This is a genomic window from Halobacteriovorax sp. YZS-3-1 (assembly GCF_047084945.1).
Taxonomy (GTDB): Bacteria; Bdellovibrionota; Bacteriovoracia; order Bacteriovoracales; family Bacteriovoracaceae; genus Halobacteriovorax_A; species Halobacteriovorax_A vibrionivorans.
The window spans coordinates 655,425-676,140 of record NZ_JBKIYI010000002.1 but is presented as its reverse complement, the minus strand read 5'-3'; the positions used below and the strand labels follow the sequence as shown (position 1 = coordinate 676,140).

Sequence of the window (20,716 nt, the reverse complement as noted above, 5' to 3'; positions counted from 1 at the left end):
CGACTTACGTGCAACATAATCCCCTGTTGTTACAGTGGCTTATCGACATCTTAACGCTCTTTAATTAGCAAACAAATATCAATGAGTTAACAAGGTTAACTTTTCCGATTCTCAAGAATACTGCCTTGTAAATGTGCGATTTTTAGTGAGTTAAAGTATAGAGACCTTGCTTACTTGAAGTTGTTCCTTGGGTATTTGAAAGTTGACCAGAAGTAGCGGAATTAGGTACTGCCTGAAAGTGTCCAAAGCCAACAAAACTTCCAAGTGTTCTTCGAACACCTGTTGTCACAGGAGTTTCTCCAGTGCCAGTAAAGTCAGCGATAGCGAAGTCTTTGACCACTACGTTTTGTACCTGACAGCTTACCACCCCAAGAACACGATCTTCTAAAACTGTCACAATATGATTATCTCCAATAACAAGATTTGGCATATCAACAGTTTGTATAATTTGATCTGTCACAGCAAGACCTGAAGTTGAAAAATTCGTTTGAATAACTTGAGGTGACGGTGTTGCCGTCGCATAATCATTTAAAACCTCATTACATGTCCAAGGAGTCGCCGCAGTAAGCGGATCAAAGCTTTTAAAGTTTATCTGATGATAATAATAGTCAGGCATTCCAAAGTCCGTTGATGCAGTCGTATTCTGTAATGGAACTTGAGTCGTTTGAGCATAAATCACATCATGAGATACACTTAGATCAGGACTTGTTGTATCAATTCGATAAAGTAAATCATCGACATCTGTTGTACTTGCTGATGCTTGTGCATAGTATGAGATTCCATAATCACCATCTGTAGGTAGATTAATTGGAGCTGTATATTGAATTGAAGGCGTACAAGAACTTCCTCCAGTATCTAAGCAATACCAAATCGTTGCGGACTCACTACAACTAATTGTCACACTAATAGGTGTAGCATAACTTCCCTCGGCCATATCATGCGAACATGTCACTTCTGTCACTGCAACATCATTACTACTTCCACTCCCAGAGTTTGTGAATGTACCTCCATTATCATTTGTCTCTTCGTCAGCGCTATTACTAGGTTTTGAAGTTACACAAAATGAACATTCATTTCCGCCAGACTCTTTGAATACACCAGAGCCTGATCCTGATCCCCCACTGCTACTTCCAGAGGAGTCTGAAGTGGTAGTTGGAGAAGGAGCACTATTACCAGTTAGTGAATTTGCAGGGCCTAGTGAAAATGATCCGCTACTATTTGAAGGTCGATAATTACTGCTCCCCTCTATCTCACGAGCGTTATAAGCAGGATCTCTTGCTTCTCTTGAAACCTCACGGGCGGGCCTTGAAGTATTGGCCCCAACACTAGTTCTTGATCGATCCTTTCGGTTATCTCTCTTCGTTTGTATTTCATCTGAGAAATTTGCTAGGCCACGATTTCCGCGCCCTGATGAGTTGGACATATCATTTTCGTTATTTTGATCTTCAAGATTTTTAACTTGTTGTTCTTCAATTTGAGAAATATTATCTTTGTTTTCATCTGAAGAAGGAGCAATGAAAGTAAGATAAGAAAATAGGCTGGCCAGAGTAACTCCACCGACAACATTTCTTAATAAGGACTTAAATTCATTTGTCATAATTCAAAACGCTCCAAAAAAAAAGCAATATCACACTATTTCTATCGGTTAATTTTATTGTAATCTTTAATTTAAAGCGAAGTGTTATCTATCGTACTGAAATGACATAAAAATAAAAAGGCACAGCCTAAAGCTGTGCCCATGATTTATGCCATATAAGTAATTAGAACTAAACGAGTTCTGAGTTAGTTAAGTGTAGGAATTGATAATGCTTCTCGTATTGGTTTACTGCATCGGCAACAATTTGCTCTTTTGAGTAACCAAAGACATCATATTCCTGGCCTCCACTTAATAGGAAGACTTCTGCACGGTAATACTTTTCTTGATCACCTGGTGCATATTCTGGAACTTGGAATGTTCTTAAATAAACTTCGTATTTGAAATCATCAAAGCCTTCTTTTTCTATCACTAAAGAAATTGAGTCATCTTCACCATGGCGAATTTTTGCATCTAGGCCATTTTTAACAAACTCTTCTTGTAATTCAATGAGTCCTGGCTCGACTACTTCTGTTAAGAACTTATCTGCTTCCTTAAATTTTGGATGCCTAAAGAGTGCATTAAGTCGCTCTCGCCACGTCATACTCGCCTGTTCATATTGAATAGAGCTATTATGATTTCTTACTTGATTTCTAAGCATATAATCATCTTGTAGGGATCGTACTAGACAATAGACGGCCAAGAGAATTAAGAAGATCATAGGAAAGGCCGAAGCAATCGTCATCGTCTGTAGTGCCTCTAGACCACCAGAATGTAAAAGTACCGCAGCAACCACACCTTCAGTCACGGCCCAAAAGATTCTTTGCCACACAGGAGGATGCTGGCTTCCACCAGAAGCAAGGGTATCAATAACAAGAGATCCCGAGTCAGAAGAACTAACAAAGAATGTAATAACAAGAATTACTCCAAGAATTGAAAGAGCTGCCGACATTGGAAAGAATTCAAAAAATCTAAAAAGTGCAACTGGAACATTTGAACTTACTGCTTGAACAAACTCTCCAGACTTATCTTTTAGAGCAATACTAATTGCAGAGTTTCCAAAGACAGTCATCCAAAGAAATGTAAACCCAGAAGGAACAAAGAGAACACCAATTAAGAATTCGCGAATTGTTCTCCCTCTTGAAATACGAGCGATAAACATCCCGACAAACGGTGACCATGAAATCCACCAACCCCAATATAGAAGTGTCCATCCACCGATCCACTCTTCTTTCTTATCATAAGCGTAGAGATTAAAAGTTTTATAGATAATATCAGAAAGGTAGGCTCCACTATTTTGAACATATTGTTGAAAAAGGTGTACCGTATCTCCTAAGAGCATTACTGAGACTAAGAGAATAGCTGCTACTGCTAAGTTGATATTTGATAACTTCTTAATTCCACCATCAAGCCCTAAAACAACCGAGATTGTTGCAAAGCCAGTAATTATAGCAATTAGAATAACCTGAATTGTTTCTGATTGAGGAATTCCTGTCAGATAGCTAAGACCTGCATTTACTTGTGCAACCCCAAAACCTAATGAAGTAGCAACACCAAACATCGTTCCAATAACTGCAAACGTATCTACCATATCCCCTAAAGGGCCATGAATCTTATCTCCTAAGATTGGAAAGAATGCAGATCTTGGAAGTAGCGGAAGACCTTTTCGATAGCAAAAATAAGCGAGACAAACTGCTAACATTGCATACATTGCCCAAGCGTGAAGTCCCCAGTGAAAGAAAGTAATCTTCATGGCCTCTCTGGCACTTTCTATAGACTGCGGTTCACCAACTGGTGGAGATGAAAAGTGCATAATCGGCTCAGCAACTCCAAAGAAGAGAAGCCCAATCCCCATCCCAGCAGAAAAGAGCATGGCAAACCACGAGATATTAGTATAAGACGGTTCTGAATGGTCAGGACCTAATTTAATATCTCCTAACCTACTTACCATTAGCCAGATTGCTGTAAATAACATTGCCCCCATTGCAAGTACATATACCCAACTAGTCTTGGCAATCAGCCAGCCCTGAATTCCCTTAAAGAACTCACTTAACTGTGTAGGCCATATTGAGCCAATCGCAGTAATGACGAGGATAAAAAATGCGGAGGAAAAAAACACATTTTTGTTAATAGTAGATTCTTTATTGATAACAAACTCCCTTTTAATCAGACCCGTTTCGGGACCGACACAAATTAACATATAAAAACCAATGCCAACTTATCGGAAGCTTGCTCTTAAATTTTAGGTACTTATATATTATTTACTCCCAAGGGCCTTAGAATTCACTCACTTGGCCAATAGCAACCAGTTAGAGCGTATAAAATCTTCTTCTGCGTTCATTTTCATTGAGAAAAATTCTGCGATCTGACATAAAGAAGCTATGTTTAAAAAGATCTTCCCCACTCTAATGTTTACGCTATTAACATTTAATTCTTATGCTCTACAAGAATATGCCGCTCCATTTAGTAGCGTTAATTCTGCAAAATGTTTACAAGAGATGCCAACCCTCCTTGAGATATCAAAATTTTCAAATAATTTTCTTCATCGAGGAAATAAAGAAGTAGCGATTAATGGTTTTAAGTTTAGAAATGAATCAGAGACTTCATCTCGCCTATTTCGATCTTTAACAAGAAGCTATGTCTTAAAAAAACTAGATAAACATGAAGACTTTTCTCATTTAATTAAAGCAGCAAAGAATTGCGACAGTATACGTTGTGCTTTAAATGAATTATTCAAGGGACAAGAAATGGTTTATAAAACCATTTATCTCTCTGAAAAGTATGGCCTTAATACTTCACCATATCGAAATAACGATGCAGCACTTTTAAACCTGAAACAAATGAATGCTATCTTAAAAGGCATAAACTTAATTCCATCTCACTTTCCAAGATTATGGAAGAGTAAAAGACTTGTTCGTCACATAAAAGAAGACATCGGCTATGGCCATGTTGGGATGATATTTGCAAACGCTTCCATCGAACTATACACCCCTTGGGATCGTGAACTCGATAAAGATGGAAAGGCATATACCCTATTTCATGAAATTGGCCATAACTTAGCCTACTTCTACAATCTTAATTATTCTTCATTTTGGTGGGATATGTCTGGTTGGATCGATCACCCAATGGGATGGCGCTATAATCGTGACGAAATGGTTTCAACATATGGCCAAACAAATCCAGGCGAAGATGCAGCAGAAAGTATTGCGGCCTACCGTCTAAATCCAATAAATCTCAAAAGAGTATCACCAAAGAAGTATGCTTTTATAAGAGACTATATTTATCTTGGGCAAGAATATCTAAGCAGTAGCTCGTGTGGCCATACTCCAGTTAAGGACTACCTTAACAAGGTAATAAATAAAGCATCGAAGAATTGTAGCGAGACGAGCTGCGTAATAAAAAATATCAGACAATCAATAACAAAAGACAATCGTTTTCCACTCTTTAATAAGGCCAAAGACGACTTTTTTGAGGTATTTCTCTAGTGATAGGAATTGTAAGACATTTTCCTCACTTAAAAGCTGCCAGAAACTTTAATAATGGTTCACTAAGAATATATAATTACTCAATTGTATTAAATCTTAGGGAAACATTATGAGAAAGTATATTTTAATTACTTTTCTTCTACAATTATCTGCGTTTGCAAATATTTGTTTTAGTTTAAATTTACCAGAATCAAAAGAATACTCTTATGAACCAGATGTCGTCATTTCAACTTTTGATAATATAGAACTTCACGGAAATCTCTTAACACCAAAGAATAAGCAAGGTCCATTTCCAACAATTATTTTTCCAAATAGTTGGACGATAGAAGAACATGAGTACATGGCCCAAGCAATCCGCCTTGCCAAAGAAGGCTTTCAAGTCTTTAGTTACAGTACACGTGGCTGGGGATGCTCTGGTGGATATATCAATGTGGCCGGAGAAAATGATTTAAAAGATCTAAAGACTATTATCGATTGGCTTGAAGACGAAACTCCAGCTCAAAGAAGTAATTTTGGTATGGCCGGAATTTCTTATGGCGGTGGACTCTCTTTAATGGGCCTAGCTAGAGAATATCGTATCAAGACGGCCTTTGCCATGAGCTCATGGACTGACTTAAAGGAGTCACTTTACGCTCAAAACACACCGCGTCTCTTTTGGACAAAGTTCTTAGTAAACTCAGGAAAGCTACTTGGAAATCTCGATCCAAGAATTCCAGAATTATTAGATGAAGTTTTAGAGGGAAATGAAGAAGGGTTTAAAAAGTGGGTTCAAAATCGAAGCCTCAATGACAACCTTGGTATGATTAATCTTTTAAGAAAACCTGTCTACTTCGCTAATAACTTTGGTGATAATCTTTTTCAACCAAATGCCCTTATTAAAACATTTCACAAACTAAGAGGACCTAAGGTCTTAGACCTAAGCCAAGGCTCACATGCAACAGCAGAGCTGCCAGGCCTCTTTGGATTACAAAATTATGTCTTTGATAAAATGAGTTCATGGTTTAAGTATTGGTTACAAAATGACAAGACAGCAAAAGACTTTGAGTTAGGAAAGATTGTTGTTCAACCAAGCGTCTATAAAGAAAGAGAGATTCAATCTTATTATCAGGTACCAAAGAGACTTTATCTTCATCCAAGAAGAATTACTCGAGGTGGCCTCTCGCCTTATCCATATCTCTTACCAGCTCAAAGCGATAGCTTTATGGCAGGACTTGATACAGGAGCCAGCACAGGAGTTCCATTTCTTTCGGCCATATTAGACGCTCATTTTGAAGTGCCTACGATAAAGTATCCAAAATTAAATAACTTAATAAATAGTATAAGATATCAAACTGATCGCTTCGAAGAAGGCCTTAAATTAAGAGGAATCCCGCGCTTAAAACTAAATGTAGAAGTTAGTTCTACTCCTTATCAACTCATCGCCTATATTTACGATGTATCACCGACAGGAATAGCAAAGCTAATAACTCATGGTGCATATACTGGTAAATCACCACAAGAGAGAATTAATATCGAATTAGTTGCTACGGCCTATGATATTGAAGCAGGTCATCGCCTGGCCATTATCATCGACACTCAGGATCCTCTTTATGAAGAACCTAATAATAAGCTTTATAAAGTTAATTTAAACTTTGATTTCAAATCACAATCTTATTTAGAAATAAAAGGTTGGAAATAAGAAAGGCTCCTTACGGAGCCTTTTATTTTAGCTTAATTTTTCAAATGCTTTTAAAATATCTTTTCTTGTAATCATCCCTACTAATTTTCCATCATCAACAACAGGAATTCTTTTAAGGTGCTTAGACATCATTAATTCAACAACGCCATTTAGAGTATTTTCACTTGTGACTGTAACAACATTATGACTCATTACATCTGCTAAAGTCTTATTCTTAGACTTCTTATATACATCTTCAACATCTGTTAGATTAAAGTCTTGCCCAAATAGTCTCTTTATAGAAACAAGAGCATGCGGGATCTCAACTTCTTTACTGATGAAATCAGACTGAGTAACGATTCCAGTAAGAATACCTTCATCATTTACAACAGGCATAACACTTATACCTAGTTCAATCATTTTTTTAGCAGCGTCACCAACTGTCTGTGATTCAGTACAAGTTGTTACATCTTTAGTCATAAAATCTAAAACTTTCATATTCACCTCATTTGAGTTTTAATGCCCCCCTATTTTAACTCAAACTCTAGTTTTATTCCACATTTATGAACACAGGCACCAAAGTAGCATTATTTCCTGACAAATATCTTACAATTACCTGACCAAATAACACTACAATTGAATTGACACGGATACCGACTAACTTTAAGCTATTCTAATACGTCGAGAATTATGCCAAGGAGTTATCTAGCTAATGCTAATTGTTTATATAGTAATCTCAATTGGGGTTTCATTTCTGTGTTCCATAATGGAGGCCGTTCTTCTCTCAATTACTCCAAATTTTATTCTCGCTTCAGTTCGTCAAAATAAGGGATTTGCTAATTCTCTAAAGAAATATGCATCAAATAAAGACGAAGCGATTTCAGCAATCTTAACTTTAAATACCTTTGCTCACACACTCGGTGCTGCAGGAGTTGGTTCTGAATCCATTCAACTTTTCAAAGAAATGGGAATTACTGGGGCAAACCTAGAGTTTTATCTTTCTGCTGTATCTGTTGTCTTAACACTGGCCATTCTATACTTATCAGAAATTATTCCCAAGTCGCTTGGTCACCAACATTGGAAAAGTCTAACTCCATTCTTACTAAGAGTGCTACCTCCACTTATTTTCATTCTAAAACCTGTTCTCGTTATCTCAATGGGCCTGATGAAGTTCTTCAAAAATGAGCCGTCCCATACAATGAGTCGAGAAGAAGTTGAGTCGATGATTGAGTTAGGCGTACAGACAAAAGCACTTGCAAAGGATGAGGGAGAATTCTTACGTGAGTCTCTGTTGGCATCACGTAAAACAATCGATGAAGTCATGACACCGGCCAGAAAGGTCTTTATGGTTAAAACGACTTCAACTATTAAAGAAGTATATGACCTAAAAGCACCAGTAACTCGTATTCCATGCTTTGGTGAAACAGTGAACGATATTTGTGGCTATATTCACAAAGAAGATATCGCAAAGAATGTCATTGAAGAAAATTGTGATAAGCAATTATTTGAAGTGGATATTATGCGACCGATTTCGATAGAGAATTGTCGCACACCTCTTCGAAGTCTATTTAAGAAATTTATTCGCGGAAAAGAACATATTGCCATGGTTTCAGATGAGTATGGGACAATTCTTGGTGTCATCACTCTTGAAGATATTGTGGAAACATTCTTTGGTATTGAGATTATGGATGAGTTTGATGAAGTTGAAGATCTTCAAGAGCAGGCAAAAGAAGAAATAAAGGCCGAAGTGAAAAAAAAGGAGCACAGTTAAGTGCTCCTCCTAAGGAAGAAAGAGAGTTTATTCCTTAAAACTGAGAGGCATTTTGAGGTATCTTACCCCATTGGCCTGTGGACGAGGCATATGCCCGCCACGAATATTTACTTGAATACTTGGTAATAACAGCTTTGGTGCACTTAGAGTCTTATCACGACTTGTTCTAAAGTTTACGTACTCTTGACGAGTAGTATCTTCTTTTAAATGAATATTACTCTTCTTATTCTCACCAATAGTACTCTTATACTTAAGCTCACGGCCACCTGGCTGATAATCATGTCCCGTATACACATTAGTATCATCTGGTAATGCATATAGCTTATTCTTTACAGAATCATAAAGTGCATTTGCATCTCCACCTGGGAAGTCACAACGGCCAGTACCATAATCTGGCATAAAGAGGGCATCTCCTGTAAAGACATTATTACCAATGACAAATGAAGAACACGCTGGAGTATGGCCGGGAGTAAAGATCGTGCTAATCTCAATAGAGCCTGCATGAATAGGTTTATCTTCATGTAAGAACTCATCAAAGTCCTCTAGCTTTAGCTCCTCTAGCATATTGAAATGTTTTCCAAAAACATCTTGAACAATTTTTATATTTTCATTTATTGCAACTTTAACGTTTGGAAAAAAGTCTTTTAACTTTAAAGCTCCAGTTAAGTGATCTGCATGAGCATGAGTTTCAAGAACATAATGTAACTTAAGCCCTGTATCTTTAATAAAGTTCGTAACTTTTTCAACTGACTCAAAGCTAATTGAAGATGATGCCTGATCATAATCAAGAACTGGATCAATTATAACTGCATCCTTCGTTTCTTTATCGTAGACGACATAAGTAAGGGTATAAGTTAGTTCATCAAAAAATGTTTCAATTTTTAAATTATCCATAAGTTCCTCCTACACTAGAATAAATAAATTTCTAGTAAAAGACATTGATTCCCATCAATGTTTAAGAAAATTTTATCTACTATACTAATTAAAGGAGGAATAATTCATGGCCTATCTACTCGCACTTATAGCTGGAACAACTTTAGGACTTCTCGGAGGAGGAGGATCAATTCTAGTGGTTCCCATTCTGGTCTACATTGTAAAAGTTGACCCTAAAATTGCAATTACAATGTCTCTTGCAATTGTCGGTTTGACTGGATTTATGGGAACTTTTCGTCATTATAAGAATGGAAATGTACTTGTGAAGTTGGCCTTTCAATTTGGTGCCATGACCATGCTTTCAACATATCTTGGAACCTACTTAGCAAAGTTTCTAACTGGTCAGATGCAATTATTCATCTTTGCAGGAATTATGCTTCTTGCTTCAATTTCAATGCTTAAAAATGGTAAAGAAGTTAAAATTAAAAATACATCTAATTTAACTATATTCTTAGCGGCCAGTGTCGTAGGAATTGTCACAGGTTTAATTGGTGTTGGAGGTGGTTTTCTTATTGTACCGGCCCTAGTGAACTTCTTTCATGTAGACATGAAAAAAGCAGTGGGTACTTCCCTTCTCATTATTGCAATAAACTCATTGATTGGGTTTGTAGGAAATATTATTAACTCCCCTGGCCTAGAACTTGATTATCAATTTATTGCGATTTTCACAGCTCTTGCAATTGTTGGATCTCAAATAGGATCAGCACTTACTCATAAATTGCCACAAGAGAAGCTAAAAAAGATTTTTGGCTACTTCTTAATTGTAATGGGTGCTTTTATGATTATTCGCGAAACTCTTCTTTAACTTATAAAGATACTTTTTCATAAGAAGAGAATAGAGTTTTACCACAACTTCAGGTTTAGCATTAAAGCCAAAAGTTTCTTTAATCATACGTTTATCAAAATCAACAACATAAGAAAAAGTTGTTCCATTTTGTGTTTCCTCAAATAAGCGGTTACTTCTTAAAAAGTATGGATTTGATTTTACAGTCTCAAATAGTGCCTGATGAGGATAGTCTAGCTTAATTAGCTCAGTTGTCGTTATAAAATGCTTTCTTATTCCAATCCAAGCATCTTCCCTAAAAATACTTCCTTCTTTAAGATGACGAGTATTCGTTGTCATCTCATTTACTTCACTTCTCCAAATATGATCATTCATAGGATCTGCAACAAATTCAAAAACCTCTTCAATAGGTGCATCGATTTCAATACTTCCTACAACTTGAACAGTCTCAATTGCATATGTAAATGTTGATATTAATAAGGCCACTAAAATATAGTTAAGATTTTTCATGTTAAAATGATGGCAGGCTTAGCGAGATGTGGCAAGTTTCCCAGACAAATGTAAGAATAATTGAATAATGGCCACACTTAAGAAGGCACTTAGTCCTAGCGCCCCTCCATACCCCTTTAACAGAGGGACTAAATAATGAAAGAAAATTGCAAATATGATTGAACTAATCGTTACTGTAATATTATGCATTCGACTAGGACAACTCATCCCCACAAAAGAGGCGCCAAAGAAGACAATGGATAATAATTCATAATTTGGTGTTAGCAAATAAAGAATACCATATGCAATAAGACTTAAAAGAGCTGATGATCTTATTATTCCAAACGCTTTAAGTTGTGAAAGCTGAAATGTTGAAATTCCTGCAATAATAGAAATAATTATTGAAGAGATCATATAATACTCCCCTTAATTAAATAAAAGAGAGCAACACTCACAAAAGCGATAGTACCGAGTTTTCCACCAAAGCCTTGAAAAAGTTTGAGTGAGTAGAGATAGATTACAGCTCCAATTAATGAAATCCCAAATATCTCCCAATAATTAGAAACTAATTCACTAGAACACATCCCTGCAAAGCTTCCACTATAAATGGCCGCACGCATATTTGAATTCACAGGAAGAAAACTTCCAATAAGTCCCACTGAAGCAGATGCTAAAACGGGAGACCAACCGGCCTTTGAATGGAGGATAAAACAAAAAAGGCATCCTAAAAAGAATGCCCCTAGCTTATATAGAAATCGTATTCTCATGCCCTTCTATCTTAGAGCAATGATCTTAGTTTTCCAACACGTAATGAAAAACTAGTGGTGCAACGATTGTCGCATCAGATTCGATAATGAATCTTGGAGTCTTAGAAGATAGTTTACCCCAAGTAATTTTCTCGTTTGGTACAGCTCCAGAATAAGAACCATAACTTGTTGTTGAATCAGAGATTTGGCAAAAGTATGACCAAAGAGGAACATCATCTTCCATATCTTGATTAAGCATTGGTACAACACAAATTGGGAAGTCACCTGCAATTCCACCACCGATTTGGAAGAAGCCAATGCCGCTATCTCCACAATTTTCTGGATACCACTTAGCAAGGAACATCATATATTCAATTCCATTTTTAACGAGTGACGGCTCAAGCTCTCCTGTTAGACAGTAAGAAGCAAAGATATTTGCTGTTGTTGAATCTTCCCAACCAGGAACGATAATTGGTAGGTTCTTTTCACAAGCTGCCATCATCCAAGAATTCTTAGCATCTGTTTCAAATTCTTTGGCAAAATCTTCTCGGCGAAGGATGCGATATAAGAACTCGTGTGGAAAAAGCCTCTCACCTGCTTTTGCAGCATTTGACCACTCTTCAAAAAGATATTTTTGTAACTTTCTAAAAGCTGTTTCCTCAGGAATACAAGTATCTGTTACGCGGTTAAAGCCTTGTGCTAGAAGCTCCTCTTCTTCCTCTGGACTTAGGTCTCTATAATTTGGAATACGCTTATAGTGATTGTATGCGATTAAGTTCATGATATCTTCTTCAAGGTTTGCACCAGTACAAGAGATTATTTGAACTTTATCTTGGCGGATCATTTCAGCAAGACTGACACCTAACTCTGCTGTGCTCATAGCACCAGCAAGAGTGATCATCATCTTCTTCCCACTCTTTAAATGATCAACATATGCCTTTGATGCATCAACAAGTGAAGCGGCATTAAAGTGACGATAATTGTTACTAAAAAATTGGGCCATTGTGCTCATAATAATTCTCCAGAGAAAGCCTAAATAGAACGAGACTTATTACACCATATTATGGATTCAAGTCTACATAAATTAATCAAAAATATTATAATTCGAAGAATACATTAAACCAAAGACTTTACTGCCTGAATTAGAAGTACTCTTTTCATCTTCATAATAGACTCCAAAGATTGGACTTGTCTTTCGATTGGCCAATTTAAAGCCAAACGAGAATTGATAAGTGCGTCCTGTATTTTCCTCATCTGTAGACTCATTGACGGTATCAATTTGTCGATACTGGAGTCCAAAAAGATATGAATAAGTCGATCCTTTAAAAACTCTGTTGGTAGGTAGCTTAAGTTCAGGTGAGCGCAGGCCAAATTTTATCAAAACATCATCAGAGAAATTGGCCCTATTTCGGTCTTCATTTCTTGAAATATTAATATCAATATTTTTCAGATCATAAAATAGATCAACAGAGGGGGCCCAGTTAGCACTTAAATAACTATAGCCTAAGTTTAGGCTTGTATTGCTTTTGTAGTCCGGTTTATTTTCACTTTTCAAGCGAATAACATCACCACTACCATCTTCTAATAGAAAAGTTTCAGTTCGTGAGGAAGAGGAATACTTAATACCAGGAAAGTCCAGACCTGCACTAAAGAAATGCCTCTCTTCTTTATAAGAAGCACTTATAATGGAGTTTATAATAATAAACTTTGTAATATTATTAGTCGTTTGAAGAAAAGTGTTACCACCACTTACCCCTTCAAAAGTTGAAAAAGTTTTACTACCTTGTATCTCAAGGCTGAAACTTGCCCCCAGTGAGAACCTTTCATATTTCTTAGCAACAGAGATCCCAAGAACTGTTTCTTCAAATTGTACATTGGCCTTACCGCCGCCACTAATACTTGGAATATTCAAGTCAAATTGCCCGTTATTTGTACCAGAGTAAGTTACAAAATTTGTAAATGTTAAACCAAAGAGCTCTCCAGCAAACCCGGTAAAGTATGGAATGAACTGACTCTCAAAACTACTTCCCGTCCCTTCAAGTTCGCTATCTCCAATTGAGCCAATCTCTTGACGCGTATAAATTAGACCAAAGTAAATCTTTATATCGTCATATTTAGTAAAGGCCGTGGCAGATGGAAAAACGAGTGCGGCCCCAATATCTCCCGGACGTGATGTCGTATTTCCAAGAAATCCAGACTCGTGACCAATTGGAAGCCCCAAGCAAGAAAAGCAAATAAACGTAAGTATTACTAACTTATGAGAATTCATAGACAAAATTAAAACACTTAAAGTAAACAAAGTCTATTTACTATAAAATTAAACTTTATTGTTGAAGTAACATACTGTTTGAGGTATCAAACCAATGTTTTAAAACATAACCTTTTGTACAGGCAATATAACAAACAAAGGATCTAACAATGATTAAAAAGTCTATCTTATCGATTTCACTAGGTTTTGGCCTAAGTATCTCTGCAGCTACGACAACACAAACTGTAATTAATAATTATGCTGATCTCGTTTACAGCACTTATTCTGACTCACTTGATAGAGCTGTTGTTCTTCAAGAAGACGTTGAATTCTTTATTTCAAACCCAGGGGTTATGACTCTAGAGATGGCCAGAGAATCATGGAAGCAAGCAAGAGCTCCATATGGCCAATCTGAAGTTTTTAGATTCTACAATGGACCAATTGATAGTGATCAAGGCCCAGAGGGACTTTTAAATGCATGGCCTCTAGATGAAGCATATATCGATTATGTTGAAGGTGCTCCAAATGCAGGTATCGTAAATAATGTTGCTGACTATCCTGTAATTACGAAAGACCTACTTTCTTCTTTAAATGAATTAAATGGTGAGAAGAATATCTCAACAGGATATCATGCAATTGAATTCCTACTTTGGGGACAAGACCTTTCTGCAACTGGTCCAGGTAATCGCTCATATACTGACTATGTAATTGGCCTTGGGCAAAATGCTCAAAGACGTGCAACTTACCTATCTGTAGCAACAGATCTTCTTATTGATCATCTTCAAACTCTTGTTGATGCATGGGAGCCTAATAAGAATAATTATAGAGCTGAATTTGTAGCTAAGAATCAAAAAGAAGCTCTTAATAATATCCTTGCAGGAATGATCTATATGTCAGGTGACGAATTATCTGGTGAAAGAATGTTCGTAGCTTGGGAGACAATGGGACAAGAAGATGAGCACTCATGTTTCTCAGATATGACTCACATGGATATTCAGTGGAACTTCTGGGGTGTCGCAAATATCCTAAAGGCAACGGGAATTCTAAGCCTAACTGAAAACACAGTTTTATCAGATGCAATTAATACTCGAGTTGCAAAGATCAACAAAATGCTAGCAGGTCTCCCTGTACCATTTGATCAAGCAATTCTTGATGAAAATGCTAGAGTTGATATCCTAGCTTCTATTGAAGAAATGGAAGAGCTTGCCATTGAACTTGTTGAACTATCTGAAGAATTAGAGACTCCAGTACAGTGGTAAGAAACTTAGTCTTAACATTTTTCTTTGTATTATCTTTTAATACATACTCCAGTGAAAAGTTCCCGGCCGGTGCCGGGACTACACTGGATCTTTCAGTTAATGCCTTCTCTCATCCAATGGCGGGAACCAGAGGAATGCTTCGTCGCTACTTTCAAACTGGAAATAGCTTCTTTAAAGGAGCATGGGTTACGGCCCCTTCATCAACTCCCCTACGGGACGGACTAGGACCAGTCTTTAATGCGACATCTTGTACTGCATGCCACTTTCTCGATGGCCGTGGTCGAGGACTACCAGATACTGACGGGCCAACAGATATTTCTCTTCTCTTTCGTCTTAGACAGATAAAAGAAAATGGAGAAGTCATTGAGCATGAAAAATACGGTGGCCAATTTCAGCCACATAGTATCGAAGGTGTAAAAGGCGAAGGTGAAGTCTTTGTTAAATTTGAAACCATCATTGGAAGTTTTGCAGATGGTGAAACTTATGAATTAAAGAAACCAAATTATATCTTTAGAAAATTATCTCAAGGTAAATTTGGTGATAATACCATAATTTCTCCACGTGTTGGGCCACAAATGATAGGCCTAGGCTTATTAGAAAATATTAAGGAAGAAGATATCCTTGAAAAAGCTGATCCTGAAGATAGAGATGGTGATGGAATTTCAGGTCGAGTAAATCGCGTCTTCTCGATTGTCGAACAAAGAGAAGTACTAGGACGCTTTGGGTGGAAAGCAGGAAAGCCTAGTCTTCTTGAGCAAAACGCAGCGGCCTTTGTTGGTGATATAGGAATTACGAGTTATCTTTTCCCAAAAGAAGAATGTACTTACGTACAACTTGATTGTGAAGAAAAGAAAACTAAAAGTGATATTTCAAAGCACCTTTTAAATCGCGTAACAGAATACACTCAACTTCTATCAGTTCCAGTTAGAAGAAACTTTGATGACCCAAGAGTAAAAAGCGGTCAAAAGGTTTTTAATCAAATTAGTTGCCAAGCTTGCCACACTCCAAGTTATACAACTGGAAATCAGTCAAAGTTTAAAGTCTTAAATAATCAAAAGATATATCCTTATACTGATATGCTTCTACACGATATGGGCGATGCCCTTGCAGATGATATCAGAGAGTATAAGAATGAAGCTCAAGCAACAACAAGAGAATGGAGAACTCCTCCTCTTTGGGGTCTTGGCCTAATAAAGAAGATAAATGGGCACACTCGTTTTCTTCATGATGGAAGAGCAAGAAATCTAAAAGAAGCAATTCTTTGGCACGGTGGCGAGGCAAAAGAAGCCAAAGAAAACTTTTTAAAATTAAAAAAGTCGGATCGAGAAGATCTAATTAAATTCCTAAGGAGCCTATAATGAAGAAAATCATTCTATTAGCAACAATTCTAACTAGTAGCGTTTTTGCACAAATATGGCCTCTACCAGCAGGTACAACATATATTGTAAAAGGTACGGGCTTTGATTGTGGAAAATTCATTCGTCGTTATAAGGTTGAATATACTCAAACACCAAAAGTCTTTTTAGAAAGAGGCATTAATTTTAATCTACTAACTGCAGATAAAGACCTAAATACTTTTTCAATTGAAACAAGCTGGTCAACAAATAACGGACAAGTCTGTCAATTTGGACTCTTCTTTAACCGAGCAAGAGAAACCAGAACCCTTGATCTCGATTATACGATGTCACAAACTGATGATGATTCTAAGTCTTGTTTAGAAAATGAAGAGCTTTTAAAGAGTAAACTTCAATCTGCTACTTATACAGCATCAAAACGAGGTATTCGATATATAGCAGTGGATATCTTAAATGAAGAAAATAACGTATGTGACGAAAATCGAGTTAGACTTATTTTTGACCGTAGAGCTCAATAATTAAGAAACGGCCTGCTGGTCATTTAAGTCTGGCAGGCGCATAACAAAGCGAGTATTTTCACATTCTGCATCATAGAAGAACTCTCCCCCATAATTAGAAATAATATTAGAACAGACAGTAAGACCTAGGCCGGCCCCCCTCTTATCTGCTTTTGTCGTAAAGAATGGGTCCATCAACTTTGATTGATCCTCTTTCTTTATTCCTTTACCGGAATCAGTAATTGAAATCTCAACATAACTCTTATTATCTCTTAGATAAACTCTTTCAGCTTTAAGTGTAATCCATCGATTGTCTTTTTTTGATATTAGCTCATCAAAAGAATTATTAAGCAGGTTTAAGAGCATCTGCCCAATTTGAACAAGTGAGCCATAAACCTTAAGCTCTGGATCAACCTCCACATTGAAAGTGATATCATATTCCTTAAACCTTTCTTGGCAAAGAGAGTTAACATCTTCAATCGATTCCATTAATAAGAAGTTTTCTTTCTTAGACTTTTCACCGTCTTTAGATAAGTGTTTTAAACCTTTTATAATTTTAGATATACGAGATACAGTTGTATTTATTCTATTGATTTGCTTGAAGTTACTTTCAACCTTGGTTCTTTGTTTTACTCGACCAGCAGTTAAGTCAATAATTGCTAGAGGGTTATTAATCTCGTGTGCGATTCCACTTGCCATCTCACCCATTGTAGCTAGCCTAGCGGAGTTAACAAGCTTAGACTGCTGATCAATTAATTGTTTTGTTCTCTCTTGTACTTTTTCTTCAAGAATATTATTGAGAGTAATTAAGCTTTCTTTAAATTCTTTTTGCTTAATAGAAAAATAATAGAGTACGCCACTACTAATGAGAAGAACGATAAATGACAATAGAGTCAACCAAAATTCTTTCTTATAGCTAGTGTATAAATTATAAAGCTTCCCGTGATGGTAAATGACCCTTGCGTTTGATGGGATCCTTTTAAAATCAATATTATATTTCTTTAAAAGTTCAGAATCGAGAATCAAAGGATTTTGTGGGTTTTTAATAATAGGAATATCTTCGACTTTTTTTCCACTTAGATAATCATTGGCCATTTTTGCCATAGACTTACCTTGCTCAAAGCCACTTACAACATGGCCACCAGCAAGGCCATAATTTAAATAAAAATCAGTAAAGCCATAGACAGGAAGAGTTGAGTTACGACTTATATTACTTATGACATCGCGAAATCGAGCATGTTGATTAAGGCGATCACGTGAATACCCTCCATAGAATACAACGGCATCATCTTTAAAATTTCGACACCTCTTATATAGTTCTTCAAAGCTTAAGTCTTCAATATATTCTACTTCATATTGCGAAAGAAAAGGCTTAACACCATCTTCAAATTGCCCTTTGAAATATCTCCCTGATCGAGTGTGCTTTGTATTGATAAAGATTATCTTCTTGGCCTTTGGCTGTAGTCTTAAAGCGAGTTCGATATTCTTTTTAACATCTAGAATTGAGAGAATCCCTGTAAAGCTTTTATCTCTCTTATAAAGCTCACGCTTTCTCTTATCAAAACCATTGATACCACTAAAGATAATTGGAGCGTTATTAAAAATTTCCTTTCGATACTTTAAGGCAAAATCAAGAGCATAATCATCAGTAGTCGCAATCAAGTCAACACTAAGAGTTTTAAACTTATTAAAATATAAGTTCTTTAATGACTGATCAAAATCATCTCCATAAAAGCGCTTACTATCGATATACTCGGTAAAAAAATCAACCCTACTATACTTTGAAGAATTAATATTACTCTTAAATCCTTGTGCAATTCTATTTGTCCAATCATTTTCTTGGCTATAAGAATGGAGAACGACAATATTCAGATCTCCTTTGACTTGAGCATGCAGAGAGCTTGAAATAAAAATGAAAAGAAATGTGAGTAAAGTCTTTAAATATAGCACCTATAAATAATAACACTTTATCCTATAAATGAAATGCTTAAGTGTTAAAAATCTAGTGTCAATCTAGGAGATAGAAGGTATTTGAATCACAAATCTCGTATTAGAGGATGATGTATCAACAAATAGACGCCCGCGGTGATGCTCGATAATATTCTTACAAATACTTAAGCCTAAACCAGTCCCCTTCTTATCAACTTTCGTTGTAAAAAACGGCTCCATTATGCGCTCACGTATCTCTTGAGGAATACCATCTCCGGAGTCAGTTACTGAGATTTCCACCATGTCATTATCTCTTTTCCCCTCTAATTTAATCCAACGCTTCCCTTCACTTTCCACTAATTCATCAAAGGCATTATTTAAAAGGTTTAGAATTACTTGAGATATCTGAACAGCGCCGCCAGTAACCTTAAGATCATTTGCGATATTTACCTTGAAATCAATTTCATTATCTTTGAATCTTGCCTGACAGATTGAGATAACATCATCAATGGCCTCACGTATATTTACGAGCTCAGGAGAAAGCGAATCATCTTCTTTTGCTAATTGCTTTAGTCCTTGAATTATCTTTGTAATTCTCTGAACTGTATCTTTAATTTTCTGGGCCGACTTTTCAACTGTTTCATTATCTGCATTCTGTTTCAAACGGTGGGCCGATAGATCAATAATAGTAAGAGGGTTATTGATCTCATGAGCTATTCCACTTGCCATTTCACCAATAGAAGCTAGTTTTGCAGAGTTAATAAGTTTGGATTGCTGCTCAATAAGCTGCTTTGTTCTATCCTCAACTCTTTTTTCTAATTCTTCATTAATACGCAGAACTGCTTTCTTATGATTTTTTTGCTGATTAAAATAATATGAAAGAATAAAAACACTTGAGATTAAACTTATAAATGAAAAGAGAATAATCCAAAACTCAATTGTATATTCTTGATAAAATTTTTGAAGTTTATTCTTCTGGTTAATGATTTGTGCATTCTCAGGAAGCTTAGAAATATCAATATTGTATTTAACTATTTTTTGATAATCAAAGAGGATTGGAGCTGGTGCCTTTAAAACGATTGGTAATTCATCGACATTGCGTCCCCCTATAATATGATTGGCCAAAATTGCAGCTTGCTCTCCATAAACCTCGCTACTTACAAAGTAGCCTCCAGTTAATCCATGAGGTAAATAGTATTTCAAAAAACCATAAATTGGAATTCCTGCGTAACCACTCATACTTTCTAAGCTTTTTTCAAAGTTTAGAAAAGTACCATTCTTATCACGTGAGAATGCTCCAAACAAAATAAAAGAATTTTCATCTAGTTCACCAAGCTTCTTATATAAGTCTTGTATTGCATAATCTTCAAGATAAACGATTTCCTGTGAAGGCTTAAACTCTTCAAAAGCTTTTTTAAATTCTTGTTTTAAATAGAGACCTGAATTTTCATGTATAGAGTTTAGAATATAGATCTTTTTAGCTTTAGGATGAATCTTTAGGCCTGTTTTTACCATTTTTATAATCTCAAATGATTCGACAACACCAGTGTAGCCACCTACTTTCTCATATTCATCAAATCTCTTATCATTGACTCCATTTAGGCCGGTAAATACGACAGGTGCATTTCTAAATATTGAGCTTCGATTCTTCATAGCAAAATGAAATGCATTATCATCAGTAGTAATAATTAAATTAATCTTAGTCTTTTGATATTTTTGTTTATAAAAATCTTCCAAGCTTTTTAGGTAGTCCTGTGAAGAGCGCCTTTTTGTATCCATATACTCGGAGTAAGTAATTATTCTATAGTTTTCATCATCTATATTCTTACGAATGGAGTGATCTAATTGTGAAGTCCAAGAACTATCAGGAGAATACGAATGAAGTATTAAAATATGAAAGGAGTCGGCCGCCTTGGAAAACACCTGACTAGAGAAAGCAAAGAACAAAAATATTGAATATAAAGTTACTTTTAAATTAACCACTCTTATT

Annotated in this window: 18 protein-coding genes; 7 read left to right on the top strand and 11 right to left on the bottom strand. The window is 36.2% G+C overall.

Annotated elements, in window-relative coordinates; genetic code table 11:
* Positions 1–142 precede the first annotated feature (142 nt).
* Both ACMAZI_RS13300 and ACMAZI_RS13295 read right to left on the bottom strand, forming a co-directional pair.
* A complete protein-coding gene (locus ACMAZI_RS13300) occupies positions 143–1,597 on the bottom strand; it encodes a chitobiase/beta-hexosaminidase C-terminal domain-containing protein (RefSeq protein WP_412474280.1) in 1,455 nt (484 codons plus the stop codon).
* Positions 1,598–1,766: 169 nt separating this feature from the next.
* Positions 1,767–3,722 (bottom strand): BCCT family transporter, encoded by a 1,956-nt coding sequence (locus tag ACMAZI_RS13295; RefSeq protein ID WP_412474430.1) that lies wholly within the window; start codon positions 3,720–3,722, stop codon positions 1,767–1,769.
* A 232-nt stretch (positions 3,723–3,954) separates the two neighbouring features.
* Here ACMAZI_RS13295 and ACMAZI_RS13290 point away from each other — a divergent pair, with 232 nt between their 5' ends.
* Positions 3,955–5,058 (top strand): hypothetical protein, encoded by a 1,104-nt coding sequence (locus ACMAZI_RS13290; protein WP_115360981.1) that lies wholly within the window; start codon positions 3,955–3,957, stop codon positions 5,056–5,058.
* A 109-nt stretch (positions 5,059–5,167) separates the two neighbouring features.
* A complete protein-coding gene (locus tag ACMAZI_RS13285; protein WP_412474279.1) occupies positions 5,168–6,736 on the top strand; it encodes a CocE/NonD family hydrolase in 1,569 nt (522 codons plus the stop codon).
* Between the two features lie 27 nt (positions 6,737–6,763).
* Here the strand turns inward: ACMAZI_RS13285 and ACMAZI_RS13280 are convergent, their stop codons facing one another.
* Positions 6,764–7,213, bottom strand: a complete 450-nt coding sequence (locus tag ACMAZI_RS13280) for a CBS domain-containing protein (RefSeq protein ID WP_115360986.1) — start codon at positions 7,211–7,213, stop codon at positions 6,764–6,766.
* Positions 7,214–7,427: 214 nt separating this feature from the next.
* On the opposite strand from ACMAZI_RS13280, the gene ACMAZI_RS13275 reads away from it, so the two are divergent.
* Positions 7,428–8,486 carry a CNNM domain-containing protein gene (locus ACMAZI_RS13275; protein WP_334679102.1) on the top strand — a complete coding sequence of 353 codons (1,059 nt, stop codon included), beginning with the start codon at positions 7,428–7,430 and terminating at the stop codon, positions 8,484–8,486.
* A 27-nt stretch (positions 8,487–8,513) separates the two neighbouring features.
* Here the strand turns inward: ACMAZI_RS13275 and ACMAZI_RS13270 are convergent, their stop codons facing one another.
* Positions 8,514–9,380, bottom strand: a complete 867-nt coding sequence (locus tag ACMAZI_RS13270) for an MBL fold metallo-hydrolase (RefSeq protein ID WP_412474278.1) — start codon at positions 9,378–9,380, stop codon at positions 8,514–8,516.
* A gap of 106 nt (positions 9,381–9,486) precedes the next feature.
* Here ACMAZI_RS13270 and ACMAZI_RS13265 point away from each other — a divergent pair, with 106 nt between their 5' ends.
* Entirely contained in the window at positions 9,487–10,224 is a 738-nt protein-coding gene (locus ACMAZI_RS13265) for a sulfite exporter TauE/SafE family protein (protein WP_115360992.1), read from the top strand.
* Here the strand turns inward: ACMAZI_RS13265 and ACMAZI_RS13260 are convergent.
* The 5 genes from ACMAZI_RS13260 to ACMAZI_RS13240 all read right to left on the bottom strand — a co-directional run bounded on the left by ACMAZI_RS13260 (position 10,177) and on the right by ACMAZI_RS13240 (position 13,707).
* Entirely contained in the window at positions 10,177–10,713 is a 537-nt protein-coding gene (locus ACMAZI_RS13260) for an SRPBCC family protein (RefSeq protein WP_115360995.1), read from the bottom strand. The genes ACMAZI_RS13265 and ACMAZI_RS13260 overlap by 48 nt on opposite strands.
* 18 nt (positions 10,714–10,731) lie before the next feature.
* On the bottom strand, positions 10,732–11,106 hold the full coding sequence (locus ACMAZI_RS13255; RefSeq protein WP_115360997.1) for a hypothetical protein: 375 nt from the start codon (positions 11,104–11,106) through the stop codon (positions 10,732–10,734).
* Positions 11,103–11,459, bottom strand: coding sequence for a hypothetical protein (locus ACMAZI_RS13250; protein ID WP_199506630.1), 357 nt, complete (start codon positions 11,457–11,459; stop codon positions 11,103–11,105). Before ACMAZI_RS13250 ends, ACMAZI_RS13255 begins: the two co-directional genes overlap by 4 nt.
* 25 nt (positions 11,460–11,484) lie before the next feature.
* Positions 11,485–12,450: a deoxyhypusine synthase family protein gene (locus tag ACMAZI_RS13245; RefSeq protein ID WP_115360999.1), complete on the bottom strand. Its 966-nt coding sequence runs from the start codon at positions 12,448–12,450 to the stop codon at positions 11,485–11,487.
* 72 nt (positions 12,451–12,522) lie between these two features.
* Entirely contained in the window at positions 12,523–13,707 is a 1,185-nt protein-coding gene (locus ACMAZI_RS13240; protein ID WP_120404444.1) for a hypothetical protein, read from the bottom strand.
* 149 nt (positions 13,708–13,856) lie between these two features.
* On the opposite strand from ACMAZI_RS13240, the gene ACMAZI_RS13235 reads away from it, so the two are divergent.
* The 3 genes from ACMAZI_RS13235 to ACMAZI_RS13225 are packed head-to-tail and all read left to right on the top strand — an operon-like array spanning position 13,857 to position 16,818.
* Entirely contained in the window at positions 13,857–14,945 is a 1,089-nt protein-coding gene (locus ACMAZI_RS13235; protein WP_115361003.1) for an imelysin family protein, read from the top strand.
* On the top strand, positions 14,939–16,303 hold the full coding sequence (locus ACMAZI_RS13230) for a di-heme oxidoredictase family protein (RefSeq protein WP_412474277.1): 1,365 nt from the start codon (positions 14,939–14,941) through the stop codon (positions 16,301–16,303). Before ACMAZI_RS13235 ends, ACMAZI_RS13230 begins: the two co-directional genes overlap by 7 nt.
* Positions 16,303–16,818: a hypothetical protein gene (locus tag ACMAZI_RS13225; protein WP_412474276.1), complete on the top strand. Its 516-nt coding sequence runs from the start codon at positions 16,303–16,305 to the stop codon at positions 16,816–16,818. The genes ACMAZI_RS13230 and ACMAZI_RS13225 overlap by 1 nt, the downstream gene beginning before the upstream one ends.
* Here ACMAZI_RS13225 and ACMAZI_RS13220 read toward each other — a convergent pair whose 3' ends face one another.
* A complete protein-coding gene (locus ACMAZI_RS13220; RefSeq protein WP_412474275.1) occupies positions 16,819–18,747 on the bottom strand; it encodes an ABC transporter substrate binding protein in 1,929 nt (642 codons plus the stop codon).
* Positions 18,748–18,810: 63 nt separating this feature from the next.
* The gene (locus ACMAZI_RS13215; protein ID WP_412474274.1) at positions 18,811–20,505 is read right to left on the bottom strand and encodes an ATP-binding protein; all 1,695 of its coding nucleotides are present in this window, start codon (positions 20,503–20,505) and stop codon (positions 18,811–18,813) included.
* Positions 20,506–20,716: the final 211 nt, after the last annotated feature.

Coding starts and splice junctions, on each gene's coding strand:
- ACMAZI_RS13300 (WP_412474280.1), bottom strand. CDS start 1,597: ATGACAAATGAATTTAAGTCCTTATTAAGAAATGTTGTCGGTGGAGTT.
- ACMAZI_RS13290 (WP_115360981.1), top strand. CDS start 3,955: ATGTTTAAAAAGATCTTCCCCACTCTAATGTTTACGCTATTAACATTT.
- ACMAZI_RS13285 (WP_412474279.1), top strand. CDS start 5,168: ATGAGAAAGTATATTTTAATTACTTTTCTTCTACAATTATCTGCGTTT.
- ACMAZI_RS13280 (WP_115360986.1), bottom strand. CDS start 7,213: ATGAAAGTTTTAGATTTTATGACTAAAGATGTAACAACTTGTACTGAA.
- ACMAZI_RS13275 (WP_334679102.1), top strand. CDS start 7,428: ATGCTAATTGTTTATATAGTAATCTCAATTGGGGTTTCATTTCTGTGT.
- ACMAZI_RS13270 (WP_412474278.1), bottom strand. CDS start 9,380: ATGGATAATTTAAAAATTGAAACATTTTTTGATGAACTAACTTATACC.
- ACMAZI_RS13265 (WP_115360992.1), top strand. CDS start 9,487: ATGGCCTATCTACTCGCACTTATAGCTGGAACAACTTTAGGACTTCTC.
- ACMAZI_RS13260 (WP_115360995.1), bottom strand. CDS start 10,713: ATGAAAAATCTTAACTATATTTTAGTGGCCTTATTAATATCAACATTT.
- ACMAZI_RS13255 (WP_115360997.1), bottom strand. CDS start 11,106: ATGATCTCTTCAATAATTATTTCTATTATTGCAGGAATTTCAACATTT.
- ACMAZI_RS13250 (WP_199506630.1), bottom strand. CDS start 11,459: ATGAGAATACGATTTCTATATAAGCTAGGGGCATTCTTTTTAGGATGC.
- ACMAZI_RS13245 (WP_115360999.1), bottom strand. CDS start 12,450: ATGAGCACAATGGCCCAATTTTTTAGTAACAATTATCGTCACTTTAAT.
- ACMAZI_RS13240 (WP_120404444.1), bottom strand. CDS start 13,707: ATGAATTCTCATAAGTTAGTAATACTTACGTTTATTTGCTTTTCTTGC.
- ACMAZI_RS13235 (WP_115361003.1), top strand. CDS start 13,857: ATGATTAAAAAGTCTATCTTATCGATTTCACTAGGTTTTGGCCTAAGT.
- ACMAZI_RS13225 (WP_412474276.1), top strand. CDS start 16,303: ATGAAGAAAATCATTCTATTAGCAACAATTCTAACTAGTAGCGTTTTT.
- ACMAZI_RS13215 (WP_412474274.1), bottom strand. CDS start 20,505: ATGGATACAAAAAGGCGCTCTTCACAGGACTACCTAAAAAGCTTGGAA.